The sequence below is a fragment of the Runella rosea genome (assembly GCF_003325355.1).
GTDB lineage: Bacteria > Bacteroidota > Bacteroidia > Cytophagales > Spirosomataceae > Runella > Runella rosea.
Map to the genome: position 1 here is coordinate 1,497,438 of NZ_CP030850.1, position 20,528 is coordinate 1,517,965.

Here is a 20,528-nt window from a genome sequence, read left to right on the forward strand (position 1 = left end):
AGGAATTTGACAGTAGTTTATTTTTGATTCAAACTTTCTTCCGAACCTACTGTTGCTGGAACCGGGGTTGAGCAATCACCGATGACTGCCAAAAAGCTATTGCCAGTGGCTGAAAAACCAGGGGATAACGTCACCGAGTTGGTGGCCTGATACACCACCTTCGCACCCGAAATCTGATTGGTCGCCGTGATCTTACCCGCCACCTTCAACACCGTACCCGACGTAATGGGCTCCTTCACAGTCAGGTTATTGGGCCCAGTGCTGCCTGTACTCTGACTTTCGTACACGCCCATATCAGCTATGCCGATACCAATCGGATAAGGACGTGCATTGCCGTCCAAATCTACATTGGGTGCCCCGGCATTGCTGCCCGAGTTGATAGCTGGTGAACAAGCCTGCAAATGATAATCTCCCAATACACCCATCGGTGCCAGTCCGTTCGCATTGGGATTGACAAACAACGGATTCAGGTTCAAGTTGCCCGTACCCGCGTAGCCACCCTCCACAATACTGTTGGTGATGTTGCTGCCAGCCGTTGATTGCAGCGGGGTATTACCCCACAAAATGCTGTTCTGAATTGTCGTTGCCGCATTAGTGTTGTAAATACCACCCACGTTATTGCCCCCATCTTTGTTGGAAGCAATGGTACAATTCATTAACCTCGGTTGACTGTGATTGGCATACAGCGCCCCACCCAATCCTTTATTGATGGCAAACAATACATTTTCAAAATACGGTTGGCTTCCGCCCAACACGTACACCCCTCCCCCGAAGGTGGCTTCATTGCCGAAAATAACGCTTTGGATGATGTGTAGATGAGAGCTGTCTCGTAGGTGCATCCCTCCTCCGCCAGTGGCGCGGTTGTCAGTGATGGTACAATTAATAATAAGCCCCTTACTTTTATCAATGGCCAGAATCCCTCCTCCAGAGGCCTGAATACTAGGATCATCCAAGTTATTTGTTTGGCTACCAGCGAAGAATTCAGCAAAGCCCCTTACAATTTGAAAACCGTCGAGCTGGGTAGTGTCATTTGTAGCCTTAAACAGCACGACGTGGTACATATTGTCATTGAGAGCGGTGGTACCGATCTCTCCGCTGAGGATGGTCGGGTTGGTTTTCCAGTTACGTTCTGAAAGGAGGGTTTCGGTACCAACAAATCCACCGAATACTTTGACGCCTGATGGAATTGAGAAAACATCTTTGCGCAATGTGCCAGGTTTGTAAGTACCCTGAGCCACCCAAACTTGCACCTTATTTGGAGAAGCCTGCAAGGCAGCGGCAGCGGTCAGCCCTTGTTGCAAGGAAGCGAAAGCTTTACTCCAACTACTGCCATCCTGCCCAGGAGCATTATTGGCCACATTGACATAAATCACGGTGGTCAAACTGGGAAGAACCGTCACGACAAACTCTGTTGATTTGGCACTTTGGCAAATTACATCCAGACGAGTTTGTTCACAACGGGCATAATAAGCGGCGGTCTGCAAAGGACTCACTGGCATAGAAACGGGGGCATCATCGGCGGCTTGGTACCAGCGTAACGTGAAACCCGGCCCAGTACATCCAGTGGCCGTCAGGTTTATGGAACTGCCAGCATTAATGGTATCGCCCTCCGCCACGAGGGGCACCGCAGGATGCAAAATGTAAATCTTAACCGTATCCAAGCCACCTTGACATACATTTGCCCCCGGGTCGTTGCTCATGGCGCCAAAACTGAGGCTATCCAGTAGCTTTCCCGCTGCATTGAGCACAAATTTAGCGAAGGGTTGCGTATCAGGGGTGATAAATGTCCCAAAGGCGACGTTCTTCTGCCAAACCATGTTGGTAGCCACCCCAGAAAGCGTCGCGTTCAACACAATTGTATCCGTATTGCAAATGGCTTGGTCAGGCCCCGCATTGACTATTGATGCTGGGTCATAAGTAATGATAACCGAATCAACGGCGGCTTTACAGATGCCTGCGGGGTCATCGGTGGTTAATTTCAGCTTCACACTTCCTGCCGCGATTTCGCCAGGAGTGGGCGTGTAAGTAGCATTGAGCGTGGTATTGTTGGGCGTGAAGGTCCCAGCTCCGCCGCTCCATGTGGCCACCGTAGCTGTACCACCCTTGCTACCAGCTAAAGTCACCGTTGGGCTACTTGAACAAACCCGCTGTTCAGGTCCAGCCTCTACCGTGGCGGCTCCGTGTTGAATGTAAATTTTGACCGTATCCAAGCCGCCCTGGCACACATTACCACCTGGGTCGTTGGTCATGGCGCCAAAAGTGAGGCTGTCCAGCATCTTTCCCGCTGCATTGAGCACAAATTTAGCACTTGGACTCGTGTCGGGACCTACGAACGTACCGAAAGCCACGTTCTTCTGCCAAACCATGTTGGTAGCTACCCCAGAAAGCGTCGCGTTCAGATAAATCGTGTCCGCATCACAAACGGTTTGGTCGGGACCCGCATCGACAATGGCCGCGGGGTCGTATTTGATAACAACCGAATCAACGGCCGCTTTACAGATGCCTGCGGGGTCATCGGTGGTTAATTTCAGCTTCACACTTCCCGCCGCGATTTCGCCAGGAGTGGGCGTGTAAGTAGCATTAAGCGTGGTATTGTTGGGCGTGAAGGTCCCAGCTCCGCCGCTCCATGTGGCCACCGTAGCTGTACCGCCCTTGCTACCAGCTAAAGTGACCGTTGGGCTGCTTGAACAAACCCTCTGTTCAGGTCCTGCTTCTACCGTAGGACCGTGTATAATGTAAATTTTGACCGTATCCAAGCCCCCCTGACACACGTTGCCCCCCGGGTCGTTGCTCATAGCTCCGAAACTCAGGCTATCTAGCATTTTTCCCGCCGCATTGAGCACAAACTTGGCATTAGGCTGCGTATCAGGCCCTATGAACGTGCCAAATGCAGCATTCTTCTGCCAAACCATGTTGGTAGCTACCCCCGAAAGCGTCGCGTTGAGATAAATCGTATCAGAATCGCAGACGGTTTGGTCGGGTCCCGCATCGACGATCGACGCTGGGTCAACGGTTACCGTGCCCTTAATGGTATCGGAGAAGCACCCATTTGCATTCTTGAGTTGCAGATTAAACGCCATAGATGGTAAAGTTGCACCACCCGTGAGATTAACGGTAATTGATGAAGGCGCCGCCGCTAAAACTGCATCGTTGACCGAAGTAATCCCAGGTCCTGAAATTGAATAACTTATAGGGCTGCCAGTAGTAGCCGTGTAAGGAATGGTAAATGATTTTGTTCCCTCGCAAATCTTAGGAATAGCCCCCGTAGTAAGCGTGATAGGGGTTATACAGTTTACCTGAGCAAGGGCGAGGTCGGCCTGCAAAAGCCCGTAGCCAGTGCGGAAATCAAAGCCCGTTTGAAAGCCCGCAATGTCGGGGTCGTCCATGTCGATGGTCGAGTTTTGCATCACGGTTTTGATTTGATCGGGTGTGAGCGGCGGTTGTCCATTGCTCGACTGCAGCTGAACCATCAAGGCCGCTACTGCCGCAGCATGGGGTGCCGAGGCCGAAGTCCCGAAAAAATTACGAAATGAGTCCGTATCTTCGGCGATTTCCCTTCCAAAGAAAGAGGTATTTCCGCCATCGGGGCCCGTAATTTCAGGTTTTTGGTAAACAATGGGTGCTGGTAAACGATTTCCAGCATCATCAAACAGAATGGGCGTACCGCCCAAAGACGAGAACGACTCGATCTCGGGGGGGGTGACCCCATACGCCGGCGTACGATACCACGGTGCAGCACCGACCGATATAGCTCCTGGAGTATTGGGATGGCCTACGAGGGTAGAGGCATTGATGCCCGGCACAGCCGCATTGCCAAAAGTAAGCGGCAATCCGTTGGTATAAATAACAATGCGCAGATTTTGAGGCGCAGGACCCGCAAAATGTCGAATAGCGATGTTTCTGGTACTTCCCAAAGGAATAACTTGCATTATTTCTATCGGATCTCCCCCAAGATTATCGGTGGCTGCAGAACCCGTCGGGATAGTACCATTGGCATTGTACAAATACATATCCAAATCAGTCTGAGCTCCCGCTCCACCACTTACTGATGGGAAAGGCTCATCCCATTGGAGTACTATGGTATAGGCTCGACCTATAGAAAGATTGTTCAACTGCAAAAGATATACGTCCGGATCGCCAGGGGCGGCAAAGTTATGGGCCGGCACCATTCCCGATGTTAGTAGCGGAAACCTAAAGGAGCCTGCCCGAAAGTTATTGGCATAGGCAGTTCTGGCGTGATTACCCGCTAGTGAAAAATACGTAACGCCAGCTGCATTCACGGTATTGACCGCTTGGGCAATGACACCATTTTGAAAAAAAGGTTCTGCGAAGTAAAAAACATCATCTACGATGACCTTGCAAGTAGCATCTTTTAAGGCAATGATGTTATTGGCAAACCCAGCCTGACCACCCACAAAAGCAGTTGCAAATGCTTTGGTGGCCCCAGGCGCCACATCATGGACAATTTCTATCATAGCCCGGCCTTCATCGCTAGTAAAAAGGGCGGGGCCCTCTGCCAATAATTCAACTGGATTTGTAAAGCCATTGGGATTACCAGGACCCGGCAATTCACCATTAGCAACCCCAGTGGCGGCTCCTCCCAGGCGGTTATAACTATCGGAGAGGACACCGACTTTTACGCCAGCTCCATTTACCCCGTAAGTAACACGTGCCAGCTGGCTTTTCATGGCGGTATCCCCCTGAGAAACAACTGCTCCATGGCTTGGTTTATATTCGGGTTCAGCCTTTCTGAGTTCCTGAAGGGTCTCTAAGTCATTTAATTGCGAAACAGGGACCGAAACCGTCACCGTAAACTTAGTTGAAGTAATAACAACGATGCTTTTTTGGACTTTTAGTTCATTGAGCAATGCTTCAGAAGTAGTTTTGGCAAGTAATCTTACCACTATGTTACCATTTGTCTCGTACATAAGATGATCATAGACCGCCTCATCTCCTTCCGTTAAAATAGGAACGAAGCCAGGTACAAGTCTTTGCAAATCATAATTAAGCTTACTGGCAGGCTTTTGGGCAACACTCGCCAAGCTGCATAAGCATAAAATTAATAGAAGTAACCTTTTCATAATTTGAGATTTAGGATTTTCAATGCGTATATGAGCTAGGAATTAGCCCCAACGAAAAAAATAATATACTCAAAAACAATAATAGTATTTTTTTTATTAAAATATATACTAAACAAGTTTTTATTGAGACAATTTGGAATAGAAAAAAACACCGCAAATGCTTCATTTAAGAAGTTGGCGGTGTCTACTGAGTCAAATTTGCTTTTTTTGTCGTTGGGGTATGTTTCCCCACAATCTATTTTATTATGCCGTTGGAGGGTGTTCTCACCCCCAACCTATTCCGCTATTTCTGCGTAAATTCTTCCAGTATGGTCTGGTATTCCTTCAGAAATACCTTGAATTCTTGCTCTAGTTTGGGCAAATCTTCCGCGAGCGTACTCGTATCGTTGGTTTTTAATTTTCCTTCACCAATACGAGCAATCTCGGCCACACGCGCTACCCCGATGGTGCCCGCGCTTCCTTTGAGCGTGTGGAGGTTGCTTTTTACCGTGGCAATGTCATGGTCTGCAAATGCGGCCACGGCCTCATTGACCAGCTCGGTAGCCTCAGCAACGAAATCTTCAAAAATAGAGCTGACCAACTCCATTCCGCCCAGTTGGCGCAATTGCCCAACAATCTCTAAATCAACGATGGGCAATTGCAGCTCCTGCGCAATCTCTTTTTGTTTTTTCTGCAAAACAACCCCCTCTTGAAAGGTTTTGCCCGCATCAATGATTTCCTTCACTTTTTGAATCAATACCTGCGCCCGAATCGGCTTAGGCACGTAGTCGTCCATTCCTTGACTCAGAAAGCGCTCGCGGTCTTCTTTCATCGAATAGGCCGTCATGGCTACAACAGTAGGTAGCTTGGTACCAAACAGCTCACGCAGGCGCTGGGTGGTTTCGATGCCGTCCATGTCGGGCATCTGAATATCCATGAATATAGCATTATAATACGGCCCCGCCGAGGCAAAATTATCATCCACTAGCTGAATGGCTTGCTTGCCGCTTTCGGCGGTATCAACCACACAACCCGATTTCTTGAGGATTTCACTCGCTACTTTTCGGTTCACGAAGTTATCATCCACCAACAAAAGGCGGGGGTGAAAATCGCTAAAGAAATTCTCAAATCTAATCTCCTGACTGTCGGACTTTTGTTGCGTAGGGCTAATCATCGTTTCTTTGGTTTCAAACGTAAACCAAAACGTGCTGCCCCGGTCCACGTTTGATTCCACCCCGATTTCGCCCTTCATCAGGCGGCAAAGCTCCTTTGAAATGGCCAAGCCCAACCCCGTTCCGCCAAAAGTTTTGCGCGAGGAAGTATCGACCTGACTGAAGGCATTAAACAGCAGATTCAAGTTCTCGGTCGAAATCCCAATGCCCGAATCTTGCACTTCCACCTTGATTTTATGGAATTTACCTTTCGTCCAGACCGACGACACTTTTAGTTTTACCGCGCCGTTTTCCGTAAATTTAATGGCGTTTGAGGTCAAATTAGAAAGAATTTGCAGCAGACGCGTTTGATCCCCAATGATAAATTGCGGCAGGTTTTCGGCAAAATGATAGCTGAGCGTATTATTTTTATTTCGGGCCGTTTGGGCAAACAACGCCGTCAGTTTTTCAAATATTTCTTCCAACGCCACGGGGGCTTCATTGAGCGCCATTTTGCCCGCTTCGATTTTCGACAAATCAAGAATATCGTTCAAAATATTGAGCAACGTACCCGACGAGCGGCGCATGGTCAGGATATAATCTTTTTGTTCGGGATTCAGCGGCGTTTCGTTCAGCAAATCAATCATCCCGATAATACCATTCATTGGCGTTCTGATTTCGTGGCTCATGTTAGCCAAAAACCGTTCCTTCACTTTCAAAGAGCGTTCGGCCTCTTCTTTGGCTTTGACGAGTTCCTCCTGATTACGTTTCAACTCGGTGATGTCGCGCGCCAAGGCCGCCACAATAGGTGCTCCATCTTCATCGCGCAGGAGGAGCATATTAAACATAAACTGCCGAACGGTGCCGTCTTTGATGCGCAACTCGGCCTCAAAATTGCGGAGGCTTTTATCCCGACGAAGTCGCACAAGTGCTGCATGAATGCGGCCTTGATCTACGAAATAATCGGTAATATTGGTCCCCATTGCCTCATCAATGGTATACCCTGTGCGTTTGAGTACGGAAGGACTAATCATCGTGATTTTACCGCTGCGGTCGGTACGCACGTATATATCCTGAAGATTAACGAAAATCCCCCGGAACTTCTCTTCGCTTTGCTGCATCGAAAGTTCGGCCAATTTACGAGGTGTAATGTCCCGCGCCACACCCGATACTTCTTCTATCACTCCTTCTTTGGGCTGAATCGGGTTTAAGCTGAATTCTAGCCACATATCACCTTCCCCGTTACGGGTTTCTATTTTCATCTCAAATCCCTGCGGATTCCCCTTAAACGCCTGCCGGTAGCGTTCTTCCATTTGCCTACGATTTTCGGTGGTCATCAATTGCCACCCCAAACGCTCGGTGGTGGTGTTGATGGCAGGCGTGGTACGAAGGTGCTGTTGCAAAAACGCCGAATAATTTTTATTGAATGACGTGAGTTGCAGGGCCTTATTTACCGACCAAATCAGGTAGGCACTGCTGTCAAAAATAGCATTCAAGCGCGCCGTTTGGCGGTTCAAATCCGCTTCATTTTGCTTTCTGGCAATGGCCAACGCCACCTGCCCCGAGATAAACTCCAGCATTTCGAGGTTTCGTGGGCGGTATTGATTGGGGTTTGAATACGATTTTACGCCAATGATTCCCGTGACCCGATCGCCGATGCGTAAGGGCACGCAAAGCAACACTTTCGGGATTTTTCCGTACATGTAAAGCCCCTGTTTTTCGGCCAGCTCTTCGATGTCTTTTTCGTACAAAAACAAGGGTTTATTGGCTCGAATTGCGTATTCGGTCAGTCCATTTCCGATTTTACGTTTGGTAAATCGAACATTTCCTTTGAAATATTCATCCACGTAATACGGAAAATACATAAAGCTTTTGGTAGGATCGTAGAGCGCAATGAAGAAGTTGCGGGCGTCGATTACCTTCCCTAATTCTTCGTGGACCCGGGCGTAAAACTCGTCCAAATCCTGCGTTTTAATCATCCAGTTGGCAATACTGTAGTACAAACTCTGCGAACGCTCGGCCCGTACCCGGCTCGTGGCATCGTGAAGAATACAGCGAAAAGCCGTCGGTTTATCGTTTTCGTATCGGCAGGTCACACTCCCCGTAAGGTAAATCTTTTTGCGTTGTTTGCTCCAGAAAACGGTCTCAAAATCAGGCACTTTCTCCCCTTCTTCTACCCGTTTCAGCAGTTGCAGGGTTGCATCTGCGGCATCAGGCCACAGCACATCTTTGAGCGAAAGCGACACGAGTTCGTCTAGCTCATACCCAAGTCGTTCGCGCCACGCCCGATTCACAAACAAAAACCGTCCGTCAAGCGATACCAATTGAATCAAATCGCTGGTGTTGTCAATTAAATCTTGCAACTGCGCATTGGATTTATTGAGCGCATTGGTGACGCGAAGCTTGTTGGTGACATCTTCGCCAATCAACGTAAAGTCGGCAACGTCTCCTGATTTTTTATTGATAATCAACGAATTGACCTGAACTCTCCTCAAATTTTTATTTTTGGCTACCAAAGGAATTTCCCGAAACTCGGCCAATTGCCCTCGTTCGAGCGATTCGTTTAAGAAAGCCTGTATTTCATCCCTTTGTTCAGTGGCCAACAAATCTTCAAAAAAATTGAACCGTTGCAGGTCCTCCACTCCCCATCCCAACATCCGGATGGTGTACGCATTGGCGTAGCGGATGGTCCCGCCGGGCGTAACGGTCAATCCAAAAAGGTTCAGTTGTTCAAGAAAAGGGTTCGATTCGATAATGATTGGGGTTTCCACAATGCGTTCCGATTTGTGATTTACAATGGGTGATTTTTGTTTGCCGATTCCCGGCCACTATTTTCGTTATCCAACATTAAGGCAGCAAATTATTAAATTCTAACGTTGTTTGTGCTAGGGCAAGGTCGTTTATGAATAAAATCAATCATTTCTTGAAATTATACCAGTTCATTTCCAGATTCAATCCGCAGACAAGCCACGGGCAGAGGGGGAGCCTTAATACTTTGCGACTTTCGGTGATTCAATTTAGCCAAAACTAACGTACTTTCGTGCCATAATCGCTTAAACAAGCCAATGGCTTGCCCCCGAAAGCATGAAAGTAAGACCCAAAAAACACTTAGGACAACATTTTTTGCGTGACCTAGACGCCTCAAAACGCATCGCTGATTTGTTGTCAGGACACGGAAAGTACGACACTGTTCTGGAAATTGGCCCCGGAATGGGCGTACTGACGCAATTTATTTTGCCAAAATCAGAATATACCACCTACGTCATCGAAATAGACCGCGAATCTGTCGCTTACCTGAAAGTCAATTTCCCCGCCCTCGAAGGTCGCATTATTGAAGGCGATTTTTTGCGCATGAATTTGAAAGAATGGATCGAATCCGTAACCCAAAAAGACGCGAACGCAATTGACGGAGAATCACCGAAATTCGCCATCATCGGCAATTACCCGTATAACATTTCGTCCCAAATCTTGTTTAAAGCACTGGAATACAAAGATTTCGTACCCGAAATTGTCGGTATGTTCCAGAAAGAAGTGGCAATGCGTATTGCCTCGCCGCCCGGAAAAAAAGATTACGGAATTTTGAGCGTGTTGTTGCAGGCGTATTACGACATTGAATATTCGTTTTCCGTTCCACCCGAAGCCTTCGAACCTCCTCCAAAGGTGACATCAGGCGTAATTCGATTGAAACGCAACGCCGTAACGCACTTGGAATGTGACGAAAAAAAGTTTACTCAGGTCGTAAAAGCAGGGTTCAATCAACGACGCAAAACCCTGCGAAACGCCCTCAAACCCTTGGGAATTCAGTTTGATCATCCTTTGTTGGACAAACGGGCCGAACAACTAGGCGTGGCAGAATTTGTATTGCTGACAAACTTAGTGACCGCCCACAGTCAAACAACCGCTGATAAAAGTCCGCAGCTTGAGGCTGACAATCTATCGTTTGAAGAAGACCTTTTTTAGTCTAATATATCGTCCGGAGTCAACATTCCGTCTGTTTCCCAAACTTACCCCACATCCTGACCATTGACGCGCAATGACGTTTGAGTTGACCAAAGAATACCTTGAGGAAATTGAGAAAGCCGTTGAAGCGCACGATGAAAAGTATCTGCGCGCGGCCATGGAGGAACTGTATCCAGCCGATATCAGCAGCATTTTGTACGAACTTGATACCGAGCCAGCGCATTATCTGTTTAGTTTATTGACGACGGAAATTGGGGCGGAAATTCTGGCCAACATCGATGAAGATGACCGCCGCCGCTTTCTTCAGGATTTTTCCTCCGTCGAAATCGCCCGTTACATCGAGGTATTTGACTCCGACGACGCCGTGGATTTGCTCAAAGAACAGCCCATTCAAATTCGCGAAGAGGTCATCGGCTTATTGCAAGACCGCGAGCAAGCGCGTTTTATCATTGACCTTCTCCCCTACGACGAAGACGTGGCGGGCGGATTGATGCAGAAAGAGTTGGTCAAAGCCAACGCCAACTGGACCGTCAACGAGTGCATCGAAGAAATCAGGAAGCAAGCCGAAGACGTTGAAAAAGTCTATGCCGTGTACGTGGTCGACGACGAACAAACGCTTTTGGGGCTGATTTCACTCAAAAACTTGGTATTGGCCCGCAAAAACACCAAAATCGGCAATATATTCGACGAAGACATTCACTACGTCGAAACCTACCGTCCTGTAGAAGAAGTCACCGAAATCATGCAGCGCTACGACTTGGAAGCCATTCCCGTCGTCAACGTTCAGAAACGCCTGCTGGGGCGAATTACGATTGACGATATTTTGGACGTAGTGACCGAAAAAGCCGAAGAAGACATTCAGGCGATTTCGGGTATTACGGGCGAGGTCGAAGAAGACGACAGCCTTTGGGACCAAGTGAAGGCGCGTTTGCCGTGGCTCATCGTGGGCGTAATCGGTAGCTTGATGGCCGCCACGGTCATTCGTTTTTTTGAAGGCGAATTGACCAAAATCGCCGCGTTGGCCATGTTTATTCCCATCATGGGTTCTACGGGCGGCAACGTAGGCATCCAAACTGCCTCGCTCATTGTACAGGCCCTCGCCGACAAAACGGGTCTGGAAATAAGCTGGAAAGAACGTTTACTAAAAATCGTGGCCATTGCCTCCCTCAACGGTCTGATTATCGGTATTTTGGCAGGCGTGTACGTACTTATTTTCAGCGAAACCCAGCTTTTCTGGGTCGTGAGTTTATCATTGTTGGCCGTGGTGTTGTTAGCTTCATTTATGGGAACCGTTACACCCCTGATTCTCAACCGATTTGGCATCAATCCCGCCGTGGCATCGGGCCCATTTATCACCACCGCCAACGACTTGGTGGGCATTGGAACTTACTTCATGATTGCCCATTTTTTGTTGAAGATATAGACGTATTGAAAGATGGAAATTCAAACACACCAACGCAACGGCGTGAAAATAGCGGAGGTAATTTCAGATACCCCCGTGATTAACACCGCAGAAGATGGACTCGATTTATTGGGGAATCTGTATTACCAAGATTTTGATAGAATCTTCATTTACCAACAAAATATTACCCCTGATTTCTTTGATTTAAAAACAGGTATTGCGGGCGAAATACTTCAAAAATTCTCAAATTATCGGGTTCGTCTAGCCATTGTGGGCGATTTCAGCGCGTATCAGAGCAAAAGTGTCAAAGACTTTATTTTGGAAAGCAACAAGCACGGACACGTCAATTTTGTTGAATCAAAAGCGGAAGCGATTGAGCGATTATCAACATAAAGCCTATGTTCTGATTGCGCATCCCAACCCCAACGTTGCTCAACCAAACTGATTTTTACAGCGCGATTTTGGAAAATAGACAGTAGAGTCGTCTCCGCTTTTTTACTAACTTGAACAGTCGAAATCCAAAACTGAACAAATCCCATGAAACTACGCTTTTTAAACAAAATAATGGGCTTTCTATCCATCGTGTTTTGGGCAACGGTTACCCAAGCCCAAAGCCCCGCCGACTCCGTGGCAATTCAGAACATTATTAATGAAGAAGTGGTGGCTTGGAACAACGGAGATGCCCAAACTTACGCAAAGCATTTTGCCACCGACGGTACGTTCACCAATATTTTAGGTACCTTTTTTGTGGGACAAAAAGAATTTCAGGCGCGGCATGACCAGATATTTAAAGGAATTTTTAACCAAACGGTGATGAAACAGGAAACGGTTTCCTTCAAATTCGCCAATCCTGATGCAGTAGTTGTCGAAACCCTGACCTGGGTCTCTGGATTTTCAAATCAGGGCCCTCCCCGAGGCACATACCTTGACGAAAAGGGGCGTTTACGCACCCGACTTCTACAAGTGATGATAAGAGACGGAAATGCGTGGAAAATCGTTGCGTATCATAACGTGGATGTAAAACAGGGAATCCCCGTCCCTGAGCCTCGTTGAATGTAGAATTTAACTTAAAAAATGAATGAAGCCAGTACTCTCCACTTTTTTGTTCTTTTTTATCGCAAAACTATCACTTTGTCAGTCGGTTATACCAATACAAAGCGCGACTCCCAAGCCCTTTGTACTCGGTCTGATTGATGAAATAACTTCGGAGCAACTGGCGGAAAAAAGAATCCTCAACATTTACCTTCCTGAGGGTTACAACAAAAACGACACGATAAAATACCCCGTTATTTATCTCTTGGATGGCTCAGCCGACGAAGATTTTATCCACGTAGTTGGGTTGGTACAGTTCAATACTTTTTCGTGGGTCAACCGCCTTCCTAAATCCATCGTCGTGGGTATCGCCAATACCGACCGCAGGCGGGATTTTACGTACCCGACAAACATTGAATCCGACCAAAAACGCAACAAAACCGCAGGAAAGTCCGAAAAATTCATTGCCTTTCTGGAAAAGGAATTGCAACCTTACATCGAGCGTACCTATAAAACGACCAACTCAAAAACAATCATTGGGCAGTCGCTGGGCGGGCTTTTGGCCACCGAAATTTTGCTCAAAAAACCCACTCTTTTTAACAAATACATCATCATTAGTCCGAGTCTTTGGTGGGATAATGCGTCGTTATTAAAACAACCTTCTCTCCTTTTTGAAGAATCTTTCAAGCACAAAACGGACGTTTACATCGGAGTAGGAAAAGAAGGGCTTGCCCCGACCGACATCCCGCACGTGATGGAAGTGGACGCAAACCTGATGGTAGAAAGGCTCAAAACGACGAAAAGCAAAAACGTCACGGTTCATTTTGATTACTTGCCGCAGGAAGACCACGCCACCATCTCCCACCAAGCTATTCTTAACGCGTTTCGACTGCTGTATCCTTCGGATGGAGCCAGATAAATGCAGTTTGCGGATCCCCTATAAACGATGATTCAACGTTCAAAATGTTCTTTTTCTTCGTTACTTTGCCAAAATTGACTTGAAAAACAGTATTCCATAACCAGAAGCTATCAGCTTCCCCAGACAAAGACGAAGAGTACATGAAAAAAATACTGCTGGTAGAAGATGAAACAAGCGTTGTTGACTTTATAAAAAAAGGATTGACGGAAGGAAATTATGAAGTATCGGTCGCTTTTGACGGCAATACCGCCATCAATATGGCCCTAGAATCTTCATTCGACCTTTTTATTCTGGACATTATGCTCCCCGACAAAAACGGGCTTGAAGTATGCAAAGAACTGAGAATCAGAAACATCAAATCTCCCGTTCTTTTTCTGTCGGCTTTGGGCACCTCCGAAAACATCGCCCTCGGCCTGAACATCGGGGCCGACGATTACCTCATTAAGCCTTTTAAATTCATTGAGCTACACGCTCGAATAAACGCGCTTTTGCGACGCTCCTCCCAAAAGGAAGTCACTCAAGAAGAAAAATCTAAAAATGTATACCTGATCGGCGAATTGGTGGTCAATGATGATGCCAAAACAGTCGCTAAAAACGGCAACGTCATTTCTTTGACCGCCACCGAATACCGCTTGTTGTTGGTTTTGATTAAAAATAAGGGAAAAGTGCTTTCTAGGATAGACATATTGGAAAGTGCTTGGGATATTAATTTCAATTTGGGCACCAATGTCGTGGATGTGTACATTAATTATTTACGCAAAAAAATTGACCCCGAAAATGAGCTGATTCATACGGTGGTCGGAATGGGGTATATTCTGAAAGAGAAATGAAAACACAAACTAAAATAGCATTGTTATTGGGCATACTTTGTATATCCATTGTTATTTTATTCAGTACCATCATTTACTATTTTTTAAACAACTACTCGTACGTTGATTTTTATAAAAGGCTCGAAACTCGGGTGCGCATTTCGGCCAAATATAACTTCAACAGCGACACACTTGATGCGGCTTATCTCAAATCCATTAAAAATCAGCACCTCGAAAAACTCGAAAAAGAGAAAGAATATATCATTAAAATAACGCCCGAACTTACGCTTGATTCGCTATCTAAAAAACATAAATTACCGAAAACTTTCATAGAAACATTATTGAAAGAAGGGAAGGCAAAAGAGAAAGATGGAAGCTTTTTTTTCGCGGGCAGTAAAATTCAAAACGGACCCAATCAGCACCTTGTGATTGTATCGGCCGAAAATTACTACGTCACCCACCACCTCATTTTTTTAAGGAATATGCTCTTCGGGAGCATTGTGTTGTTGGTGTTGATTGTGCTTTCGCTTTCGGTTTATTTTTCAAAACACATTTTCAAACCCATCAAAGAAATTACGGACAATGTAAAACAAATCAGCACCGAAAACATCCACCTTCGCCTCGAAAACAACAGCATCAACAACAACGAAATCAGCGAACTGATAAATACCTTTAACGACCTTCTGAGCCGAATTGAAACGGCCTTTGAAACCCAAAAGAATTTTATCAGCAACGCCTCTCACGAGCTAGGCACTCCCCTGACGACCATCATCGGCGAAGCCGATGTAGCCTTGCTCAAAGTCAGAACGCCCCAAGAGTATGAGCAGTCGCTAAACAGTATTCTCCAACAGGCCGAGCGGCTCGACCAAATCACCAAATCGTTGCTTTTTCTGGCCCAAACGGGCTACAAAGGCAAGACCATCGTCTTTGAAATGCTGCGGATTGACGAAATTATCTGGGAAACAAAGGGGCTGATTGACAAGCTGAACCCCGACAATAAAATCTTTGTTGACCTGAACCTGCTGCCCGAAGACCCGAAAAAACTGAAAGTAAAAGGCAATAAACAACTGCTGCACCTCGCCTTTGCCAACATCCTCAACAATGCCTGCAAATACTCAAACAACAGCCCCGTAACGGTCCATATCGCCTCCAGCAACACGCAGGTAGTCATCATTATTGAAGACCTCGGCATCGGTATTCCCGAAGCTGAAATGGCTTATATCTACGACCCTTTTTTCAGGGCTTCCAACACCAAACTGTACGAAGGCTACGGCATAGGCCTCCCGCTGACGCGCAACGTAATCAATCTTCACAAGGGCGAGCTTTTGGTTAGTTCGGCCCTGAATGCGGGCACCAAGGTGCAGATAAAACTCCCGCTGATTCAGTTCCCACCCACTACGGCTTACCCCTACAACGGCCAATAGGCATTAGCCCTCCTTTTGGGATTGCGACGCCCTTACTCTTTCGCCTTTCATTGCCTTATTGGGCCTTGTAGTATCCCATTCCGAACGCTTCAGATACCGTTTGATAACTATTTTATGGGATTGACGTAGAAAAAATGAATTTTTGTCTTTGTTGGGGATAAAAAGCCTCAAATGGCGGTTATCTCCCATTTTGGAGGTATATACGCAATAAAGGTGCGTATATACAGAAGTTAGCTGAAACCTCATGAAACACATAGAAAATTACTAATTTAAACATGAGCTATAATGAAGATTTACTAAATAAACTTAGAGATTCAGACAATTGGCCACATATTCCACATTATGAATTTCTTGACGAATTAAATGAAGTAGCTGATAATGCTTTCAAATTGAAAACAATTGAAGGAACTTTGGCATCATTATTAATTTATCATCAAATTGTTGAAGACATGATAAAGACACTTATAAATTGTTCTACATTTTATCTTCAACTTTCAATTTTTCCAAATGAGCTGTCAAGTAGAGATTTAAATGGAAAAATGTTTGGTCAATTAATTAATGAATTAAAGCAAAGTATATTAAACAATAATATAAAAGAATTTATTAAACAAGCACAAGAATTAAACGCAGTTAGAATTGAGATGGTTCATAAACTTACGTTAAAGACTTCAACCAAAGAAATATCAAAGCAAACATCAAAAGTTAAAAGAATTTTTGATAATATATTCAAAATATACGAAGACATTTATGAAAATTATAGAGTAACATTTAGTTATTATAAAAAGTACATAGAAGATTTAGAAGAATTGACTGAGACATAGAATTACAAAATGAAAGGCTTGAGCTAACAAGGGTTTGGCAAAATGGGGGCAAAAGTGCTAAATTTGAACATTCGGCCTTCTATCAACATTGGTGGTTAATTGAACATTTGTGCTTCGATTTCCCCCACTTCGCCAAGCCCCAAACCGTTAGCGGCAACCCGTGACAGATACCCTCAAAACAACTGACAAGTAAGAACAATAAACTATGAATGACATTTTAACGAACGGAGCAGAAATTAAGCAAAGAATAATTTCTGAAATTCAGAAAGCAAGCCAAAACATTTTTCTTGCAATGGCTTGGTTTACGGACAGAGATATTGCTAATGCTATTATTACTGCAAAAAACAGAAATATTACAGTTGACATCATACTATCATCAAACGCCCAAAACGAAACGGTTAAACAAATGTTCAGAGCCGAAAACGTTAGTATTCACGCATTTGAAACAGGTGATGAAAGAGGAATGATGCATCACAAATTTTGTCTTATTGACAATAGGATTTCCATAAATGGTTCTTACAATTATTCTTACAATGCAAGTAACAACAATGTTGAGAACATTCAAGTATCAGATGACCAAAACACATACCGACAATTGTTTGCTGAATTTGAAAGACTTAAATATAATATTGACCACCAAATAGATGTAAATATAAGCTCAGCAAATCCGATGGAACAAGTTATTACAAAAACAAAAACCGTTCAACCTGTAAATACGGCTGATTCTTTTTCTCAACAATTATCCAATTTAATTTATGCTACGGCTAACATAAATACCGAAAATTATAGAAAGCAAGGTTATGACAATTCAAAAGATAGTGCAGGAAATATAGAAATTTTTAGCACAAATTATGGAGAAATTAAAGAGCAAATTAAAACGTATGCAACTGATGACACATTGAGTAGCAAAAAAAGTGTGATAACTCAAAACATTAATTCAGCATTTGAAAGTAAAAAAGCTGAACTAGAAATAGACAAAAAAAATGAACTTAAATCAGTAAATTCTAACCACGAAATAGAGTTGAAACAAATCAACTCAAAGATTTCAGAAATAAAACAAGAAAAATCAATTTTTGAATCAGGAAATCAAACCACAGGAGAAAAAGGGCTTTTACAAATCAATAATGAAATTGAGAAAAATAGACTTGAACGAAACCTATTAGAGTCGTCTTTTGTGATAAAAAAGTTTTGGACAGCAGGAACAATTTTTAAGATAGCAGTTTTAGGTATTTTAGTTTTTTACTTATCAATATTCTTTGCTTCGGCAATGTATAAAGTATTTTTTGAGGGAAATATAATTCGTAATTCTTTGGAAGCAGGTGTAAATCCAGGGCTTCCACAAATTGTTGATGCAAATGCAATTTTGAAAATATTTAAAACACAAGGAGCATTGTTTGGCATAATGGCATTATTTTTCTTTTTAATCCCTGTGTTATTGTCTAATTTAAAATTAATCGGCAGTAAAAAAGATTGGGTAAATACGTTATGTTTTTGGGTAGGTATTTTAGTTTTTGACATTGTTGTATCTATTATGGTTGCAATGAATACCGATGAGATAAAGAATTTACTAATTGGTCAACAATCTCAATTAAAGATTTGGGAAGTTCCTGCACACGGTGAATTTTGGCTCATTTTTGTTTTCGGTATGTTGCCTTTGATTATCACACACTTTATCATTGAAGCCATTGTAAATGCTTACCAAAAGTCACAGCGTGAAACTGTTGATGCAGAAAAAAGTAAACAGATTGAAATGTTAGATAAAGCATTGCTTGATCTTAATTTGCAAAAAGATCTTCTTTCTAATAAAATTAAAGAAAAAGACGATTTGTTGAAACAAAAAAATACCGAACTGGAACGATTAGAAAAAGAAATAAATAATCAACAAAATAATATAGAAAACATTTTCACTGAACTACTGAAAAATATAAGAGCAATTCATGATGATTTTATCACACGAATAACAAGCGGAAAAATCTTTACAGATGAAATTTTAAACAGCGTTTCAACTGCGTATAAATCAGGATATATTGAATACTTACCTGAACTTTATGCTGAAAAAGAAGTAGCAAACAGAGTTAGACAAATTGAACAAGTAATAAACAACAATAACCGTTAATCATAAATGAAGCAAATTTTAGTGTTTTTTGCAACATTACTTTTGTTGCAATCGTGTATGCCCGAAGCTCAAAATAAAAGTTTGACGTATCAAAACATTATTATTTTATCTGATTTATCCGACAGAGTTGAACCGACAATAAATGGTAGCATCCCCAATCAACAATATCCACCAAAAGATATAAAGGAAATTGATAAAATTCTCAAATTTTTCAAAGATGAATGTGTGAAGCCTGGCGAGAAAATTGGCGACAAATCTTGTATTTCATTTTCTACGTTTTCAAATGAGTCTATTGCTTGTATTGACATTGACAAAATCAAAGATTTAGGTGCTAAACAGCAATTTATTAATTCAACAGGCAAATATCAAAACAACGGCTTGGGTTATGAAATCGACAATTTTAAACAAAAAGTGCAGAGTGCTTACAATAGTATCCAAAATAAAGGTTTGGATTTAATTAGCGTTACTATTGACAAAATAGAAAATAGTCCTATTATTAAGAAAAACACAGTTTTGACTAATGGTATTGACTCAACATTTGTCAACTACGAAAATCATATTTACATTTTCACTGACGGTTATTTAGAATATAAAGGTAAAAATTCAAACAACCAGTTTTATTTCGGAAATCCAGAAATAGAAAAAATTAGACTGTATTGCGAAACAAATAATGTTAATATAGCAACAGCACTTAAAGACAATGGTTCATTATGCTTGCCAACAGTTACAAACGACAAAAATCAGTTTATCAATCTTCATATTTTAGAAACACACGAAAGAGATAAGAACACCAAATTGCAAACCTATAAGAATCCGACAGGACTTAGAGACAACGAAATTCTTGAAGCCGTTTGGCGAAAATGGGCGACAGAGAGCAACTTTAAAAGTTTTGAATGGAAAAAGTATTAAACATAATTAGAGTAGCCGCTATTAACCAAGGTTTCGTGGTGGCCGAATGCCAAGCCATGAAATCCCGAAAGCCTTCGGGATTGAACGAAACTCGGGCGGGCGGCCAGCCTAGCGGAGAGTGCTCACCAAACCTTTTTCCTTTATTATGGATTTATCGTTAGCAGTACAACTACTCTGAGAGCAGGTTTTGGCCTGCTTTTTTGCTTTTAGAGCACTCATAGGTCATTTCCGTGGTCTTAATCCTCTCTCCCCCTAAAATCATTCCAGAAGGCCGTTGCAGTGGGAGATTCCTTCTACTTACCCTATCCTGCAAGGCGGTGTTTTGTCTTGGCCCATTGGCTTAGCCGACAAAATAATTCCTTTCTTATCAATTTCTAATCTCATTCTTAGAGGCTCTTAATAACGCCAAAATAGTTTTGTGACCATAACCTAACGCAAGGCATGGCAACAAAAACTATTTTAATCCCTACTGATTTTTGTGTTGCATCTCTCAACACTTTGAAACTCGCTTTGGCATCTCACATCGACCAACCCACCCGGGTGGTGCTCATTTATGCCGAATACCCCGACAATTCTATTACTGAATTATTATTCTATTCGGCAGAAAATAGAATAAAAGCGCTCGTCACCAATGAGTTTAAAGAAGCCCTCGAAATCATTAAAAATCGCTTTGAAGGCAAGCTATTGGATATTTCGATTGAGTTATTGACCATGAACACCAATGGCTATTTGAATAACTACTTAGACGCCAATAAAATTAACGAAATCTACCTTCCTAAAACCTATCAATTAAAACCCGCAAAAAATGGATTTAACCCCTTACCCATCCTGAAAAAAGCCAAGGTTCCAGTCACAGAAATTGACTGGGGCACCGATTACAAGCAATCAGAACAAGAACAATTAATTGCACTCTTTATTTAAAATG

At 43.6% G+C, this 20,528-nt stretch carries 14 protein-coding genes; 12 read left to right on the forward strand and 2 right to left on the reverse strand.

From position 1 onward, the window contains the following. Positions 1-17: 17 nt before the first annotated feature. A complete protein-coding gene (locus DR864_RS06365; RefSeq protein WP_114066166.1) occupies positions 18-5,081 on the reverse strand; it encodes a 3-coathanger stack domain-containing protein in 5,064 nt (1,687 codons plus the stop codon). Positions 5,082-5,364: 283 nt separating this feature from the next. Then, a complete protein-coding gene (locus DR864_RS06370; RefSeq protein ID WP_114066167.1) occupies positions 5,365-8,982 on the reverse strand; it encodes a PAS domain S-box protein in 3,618 nt (1,205 codons plus the stop codon). A 313-nt stretch (positions 8,983-9,295) separates the two neighbouring features. Here DR864_RS06370 and rsmA point away from each other — a divergent pair, with 313 nt between their 5' ends. From rsmA to DR864_RS06425, 12 genes are all read left to right on the forward strand, one after another. After that, the gene (rsmA, locus tag DR864_RS06375) at positions 9,296-10,171 is read left to right on the forward strand and encodes a 16S rRNA (adenine(1518)-N(6)/adenine(1519)-N(6))-dimethyltransferase RsmA (RefSeq protein WP_229599533.1); all 876 of its coding nucleotides are present in this window, start codon (positions 9,296-9,298) and stop codon (positions 10,169-10,171) included. Positions 10,172-10,244: 73 nt separating this feature from the next. Continuing rightward, positions 10,245-11,594 carry a magnesium transporter gene (gene mgtE, locus DR864_RS06380; RefSeq protein WP_114066168.1) on the forward strand — a complete coding sequence of 450 codons (1,350 nt, stop codon included), beginning with the start codon at positions 10,245-10,247 and terminating at the stop codon, positions 11,592-11,594. Positions 11,595-11,606: 12 nt separating this feature from the next. Beyond that, positions 11,607-11,966, forward strand: a complete 360-nt coding sequence (locus tag DR864_RS06385) for a DUF4180 domain-containing protein (protein ID WP_114066169.1) — start codon at positions 11,607-11,609, stop codon at positions 11,964-11,966. A 144-nt stretch (positions 11,967-12,110) separates the two neighbouring features. Then, entirely contained in the window at positions 12,111-12,626 is a 516-nt protein-coding gene (locus tag DR864_RS06390; protein WP_114066170.1) for an SgcJ/EcaC family oxidoreductase, read from the forward strand. Between the two features lie 25 nt (positions 12,627-12,651). Then, on the forward strand, positions 12,652-13,524 hold the full coding sequence (locus tag DR864_RS06395) for an alpha/beta hydrolase (RefSeq protein ID WP_114066171.1): 873 nt from the start codon (positions 12,652-12,654) through the stop codon (positions 13,522-13,524). A gap of 140 nt (positions 13,525-13,664) precedes the next feature. After that, complete coding sequence (locus DR864_RS06400) at positions 13,665-14,354, forward strand: response regulator transcription factor (protein ID WP_114066172.1); 690 nt, start codon at positions 13,665-13,667, stop codon at positions 14,352-14,354. Beyond that, on the forward strand, positions 14,351-15,757 hold the full coding sequence (locus DR864_RS06405; protein ID WP_114066173.1) for a sensor histidine kinase: 1,407 nt from the start codon (positions 14,351-14,353) through the stop codon (positions 15,755-15,757). Before DR864_RS06400 ends, DR864_RS06405 begins: the two co-directional genes overlap by 4 nt. Positions 15,758-16,032: 275 nt before the next feature. Next, the gene (locus DR864_RS06410) at positions 16,033-16,578 is read left to right on the forward strand and encodes a hypothetical protein (protein WP_114066174.1); all 546 of its coding nucleotides are present in this window, start codon (positions 16,033-16,035) and stop codon (positions 16,576-16,578) included. A 205-nt stretch (positions 16,579-16,783) separates the two neighbouring features. Beyond that, positions 16,784-18,694: a phospholipase D-like domain-containing protein gene (locus tag DR864_RS06415; RefSeq protein ID WP_114066175.1), complete on the forward strand. Its 1,911-nt coding sequence runs from the start codon at positions 16,784-16,786 to the stop codon at positions 18,692-18,694. Positions 18,695-18,700: 6 nt separating this feature from the next. Beyond that, the gene (locus DR864_RS06420; RefSeq protein WP_114066176.1) at positions 18,701-19,603 is read left to right on the forward strand and encodes a hypothetical protein; all 903 of its coding nucleotides are present in this window, start codon (positions 18,701-18,703) and stop codon (positions 19,601-19,603) included. Continuing rightward, a complete protein-coding gene (locus DR864_RS29775; RefSeq protein ID WP_162793588.1) occupies positions 19,588-19,764 on the forward strand; it encodes a hypothetical protein in 177 nt (58 codons plus the stop codon). Before DR864_RS06420 ends, DR864_RS29775 begins: the two co-directional genes overlap by 16 nt. A gap of 280 nt (positions 19,765-20,044) precedes the next feature. Continuing rightward, on the forward strand, positions 20,045-20,524 hold the full coding sequence (locus DR864_RS06425; RefSeq protein WP_114066177.1) for a hypothetical protein: 480 nt from the start codon (positions 20,045-20,047) through the stop codon (positions 20,522-20,524). The last annotated feature ends 4 nt before the right edge of the window (positions 20,525-20,528 follow it).

Excerpts from the sequence above, each read along its gene's own strand:
- DR864_RS06420 (WP_114066176.1), top strand. The coding sequence starts at position 18,701 with ATGAAGCAAATTTTAGTGTTTTTTGCAACATTACTTTTGTTGCAATCG.
- DR864_RS06415 (WP_114066175.1), top strand. The coding sequence starts at position 16,784 with ATGAATGACATTTTAACGAACGGAGCAGAAATTAAGCAAAGAATAATT.
- DR864_RS06400 (WP_114066172.1), top strand. The coding sequence starts at position 13,665 with ATGAAAAAAATACTGCTGGTAGAAGATGAAACAAGCGTTGTTGACTTT.
- DR864_RS06390 (WP_114066170.1), top strand. The coding sequence starts at position 12,111 with ATGAAACTACGCTTTTTAAACAAAATAATGGGCTTTCTATCCATCGTG.
- DR864_RS06410 (WP_114066174.1), top strand. The coding sequence starts at position 16,033 with ATGAGCTATAATGAAGATTTACTAAATAAACTTAGAGATTCAGACAAT.
- rsmA (WP_229599533.1), top strand. The coding sequence starts at position 9,296 with ATGAAAGTAAGACCCAAAAAACACTTAGGACAACATTTTTTGCGTGAC.
- DR864_RS06365 (WP_114066166.1), bottom strand. The coding sequence starts at position 5,081 with ATGAAAAGGTTACTTCTATTAATTTTATGCTTATGCAGCTTGGCGAGT.
- mgtE (WP_114066168.1), top strand. The coding sequence starts at position 10,245 with ATGACGTTTGAGTTGACCAAAGAATACCTTGAGGAAATTGAGAAAGCC.
- DR864_RS06425 (WP_114066177.1), top strand. The coding sequence starts at position 20,045 with ATGGCAACAAAAACTATTTTAATCCCTACTGATTTTTGTGTTGCATCT.
- DR864_RS06385 (WP_114066169.1), top strand. The coding sequence starts at position 11,607 with ATGGAAATTCAAACACACCAACGCAACGGCGTGAAAATAGCGGAGGTA.
- DR864_RS29775 (WP_162793588.1), top strand. The coding sequence starts at position 19,588 with ATGGAAAAAGTATTAAACATAATTAGAGTAGCCGCTATTAACCAAGGT.
- DR864_RS06395 (WP_114066171.1), top strand. The coding sequence starts at position 12,652 with ATGAAGCCAGTACTCTCCACTTTTTTGTTCTTTTTTATCGCAAAACTA.
- DR864_RS06405 (WP_114066173.1), top strand. The coding sequence starts at position 14,351 with ATGAAAACACAAACTAAAATAGCATTGTTATTGGGCATACTTTGTATA.